The 829-nt window shown below is 71.8% G+C and carries 1 protein-coding gene; it reads right to left on the bottom strand.

The window, feature by feature from the left end:
- On the bottom strand, positions 1–788 hold a 788-nt coding region (locus EF918_RS36240), incomplete at its 3' end, for a phosphopantetheine-binding protein (RefSeq protein ID WP_312847898.1).
- Positions 789–829: the final 41 nt, after the last annotated feature.

The raw sequence follows: 829 nt of genomic DNA, 5'->3' as shown, positions 1-829 counted from the left end.
AGCAGCGCCTGGACCGCGGCCTGAAGCCCCTCGAACGTGGCATCGGCCGGGGCCTGGAGCAGCATCGCCTGGTGGAACCCGTCCACCGGGCCACCCAGCTCACGCAGCCAGCCCACGATCGGCGTCTGCGCGACCTGTCCGAGACCGGCCTTGGGGTCCTCGGTGCTCGCACCGGAGACGGAGGTGGCGACCGCGGCCAGCGCCTCGGGCGTGCGGTGCTCGAACACCTCGCGCGCCGTGAACACCAGACCGGCCCGGCGTGCGCGGCTGACGAGCTGGATCGACACGATGCTGTCGCCGCCCAGCTCGAAGAAGCTGTCCTCCACCGACACCGACGCGACACCGAGCAACTCGGCGTAGATACCGCACAGCAGCTCCTCCCGCTCGTTGCGCGGAGCACGGCCCCGACCGGCACCCGCGTACTCCGGAGCGGGGAGCTGCTTGCGGTCCAGCTTGCCGTTGACGGTCAGCGGGAGGGAGTCCAGGGCGACGACGGCGGCCGGGACCATGTAGTCGGGCAGAGTGGCGCCGATGTGGGCGCGCAGGGCCTCCGCGTCGAAGACGGTGCCGGCGGCCGGGACGACGTAGGCGGCCAGACGCTTGATGCCGGGGCTGTCCTCGCGGACGACCACGGCGTTCTGCGCGACCGAGGGGTGAGTTGCCAGGACCGTCTCGATCTCGCCGAGCTCGATCCGGAAACCACGCACCTTGACCTGGTCGTCGGAGCGGCCCAGGTACTCCAGCTCCCCCGTCCGCGACCACCGGGCGACATCACCCGTGCGGTACATGCGGCTGCCCGCCGGACCGTAGGGGTCCGCCACGAAACGCT

Source organism: Streptomyces sp. WAC06614, assembly GCF_003949795.1.
In the GTDB taxonomy this organism is placed as follows: Bacteria; Actinomycetota; Actinomycetes; order Streptomycetales; family Streptomycetaceae; genus Streptomyces.
This window is presented reverse-complemented; position numbering and strand designations above follow the sequence as displayed.